Annotated in this window: 2 protein-coding genes; both read right to left on the bottom strand. The window is 68.2% G+C overall.

Annotated features, from left to right (window positions below; all coding sequences use genetic code 11):
• On the bottom strand, window positions 1-1,251 hold a 1,251-nt coding region (locus ELR45_RS23630), incomplete at its 3' end, for a sulfatase family protein (protein ID WP_205857137.1).
• 85 nt (window positions 1,252-1,336) lie between these two features.
• On the bottom strand, window positions 1,337-2,310 hold a 974-nt coding region (locus ELR45_RS23635; RefSeq protein ID WP_205857138.1), incomplete at its 5' end, for an alpha-L-arabinofuranosidase C-terminal domain-containing protein.

Here is a 2,310-nt window from a genome sequence, read left to right on the forward strand (position 1 = left end):
GTGGTGGACGACGAGCTTCCAGCGGTCATGGCGGAGCATCGTCATGTGCGCAGGCGGGTCATAGGGCGGCCCGCTGTTGCGGTAATGGCACAGTGCCCAGTCGCGCCACCCATCGCCGTCGCCCTGCATCAGCGGAGCCAGGCTCTCGCCCTGCATATGCTCCGGCACCTCCGCCCCCGCCACCTGAAGGAACGTCGGCGCCAGATCGATCCACTGCACCAGCTCGGCGCGGCGGCTCCCGGGCTCTGCCATTCCGGGCCAGCGCACGATGAGCGGTACGCGTACCGCGCAGTCGTACATGAACGGGCCTTTGAGCATCAGCTGATGGTCGCCGAGCATCTCGCCATGGTCGCTGGTGAACACGACCATGGTGTTCTCGGTGAGCCCTTGCTCCTCGAGCGCGTCGAGGATACGGCCGACCTCGTCGTCCACCAGGGACACCATGGCGTAGTAGGCCCGCCTGGCCTCCATCAGCTCGGACTCGGAGTACTGGGCGTACGCGCGCTCCTGAGCGACCGGTGAACCTTTGGTCGCCTCAGAGAAGATCGGCGGCTTGTTGTCGAGCTCGCCGTCGCGGGTGACCGGAGACGGCAGCTCCGCCGGATCGTAGCGCCGCACGTACTCCTCGGGTGCCCCGAAGCCGGGATGCGGGTCGAAGAAGTTGGCGACGAATAAGAACGGCTTGCCCTCCTGGCGTGAGGACCGCAGGAAGTCAACGGTCTCCTCACCGATCCAGCGGCTATAGTGCGCCTCGGTCGGGATCGTGTTCCAGCTGTACGGCCCGGTGCGGCTCACGGTGCCGTCGTACACGTCGGGGAAGCGGGCCTGCAGCCAGCGGTGATACGCGTTCTCCGACGAGCCCGGATTCGGTGCGTGAGCCCAGCGGAAGACCCGGAATCCATCGTCGAGCCGGGGCTCCGAACGCCCGGCGTGACAGGCTCCCAGATGAAGCTTCCCCGCCAGCCCGCAGTCGTACCCGGCGTCGGCCAATACCCGGCTGAACAGCTGCTCGTGTGACTCGAGGTCGACGCCGTTGGCGTGCAGCCCGTGCGAAGGGACGTACCGCCCGGTCATCAGGCTGGCCCGGGATGGGGCGCAAACCGGGTTCTGCACGTAGCAGTTCTCGAACAGCATGCCCTGCTCGGCGAGCTGGTCGATGTTGGGCGTCGCGATGTGCGGATTCCCGTACGCGCCGACGGCGTCGAAACGCTGCTGGTCGGTACAGATCAACAGAATGTTGGGTTGGGTCATAGGATGAAGACTCCGGTCCTTCCTCTGTCTGGTCGCCATCGATGGGTGATGTGCGTTCATGGCGATGGTCGTCGTCGGGGTGGCGTCACCGGCCACGACCGTCGAAGCTCAGCACGGTCACCGAGTGTGGCGGCATCGCCCACGTCCCACCGGTCGCCTCGACTTCCCCGAGGTCGCGGACCCCGACGGCGTCAGGCGCATTCAGGTCGTTCGCCTGGTACAGGTCGGAGATGTCGCCTCCGAGCGTGCGCATGTGCACTCGCTTCGGCGTCTCGGTCTCGGCGCCGTCGAACACCGGCCGGACATGTATGGTCTGGTCGCGGTGCCGGTTGACCACGGCGAGCCGGACCGAGCCGTCGTCGGCGCGGGTGGCGCAGACGTCGATGTACGGGACGGTCATGGGCGCCATCAGAGGGCGTCCCTCGGTATCGCGGTCGATGCCCTGCCTGACCCCGGTGGACCGGGCGGGGCCGTCGACGTCGCTGGGAAGCACGGTACGGCCGGTGTGGTGCCGGTACAGGTGCCACACGTGGTAGATCGCGGACCGGAAGGCACCCTTGGGGCGGGCGACCACCAGGCCGTTGGCGTTCACCAGGTTCACCGGGTTGGCCATCGCCACCGGTGCCGGTAGGCCCGCCGTCCGGTGGATGGCGTGGAAGACCCCGGCGCAGAACACGGCGTCGGCGATGGTCCGCGGGCTCCACCGGTTCACCCGGAGGTGCTCGGCCCAGCCGGAGGCAGCACTGGTCTCGCGCGGCGCGACGCCGCCGTCGTCGCCCGGTTCCGGGGCCGGCCAGTCGACGGGCTCGAAATGACGCACTGTCCACTCGTCCAGCGCCAGCGCCGGAGGCCGGTCCAGGCCGTTGCGCGCCGCGATCTCGCTGACCGCGTGCGAGTAGGCGGTCAGCTGCTGTTCGACGTACAGCGACTGCGCCACCACGGCGTCGTAGTCGTCGCCCGTCCACAGATGGCTACTCGAGCCGTAGAAGTGGATCGACAGGTAGTCCAGGAACCGGCCGGCCTTGGCGAGGACTGCGTCCGTCCATCCCTCCTCCCGCA

Source organism: Phytoactinopolyspora endophytica, from assembly GCF_004138495.1.
GTDB classification, from domain to species: Bacteria; Actinomycetota; Actinomycetes; order Jiangellales; family Jiangellaceae; genus Phytoactinopolyspora; species Phytoactinopolyspora endophytica.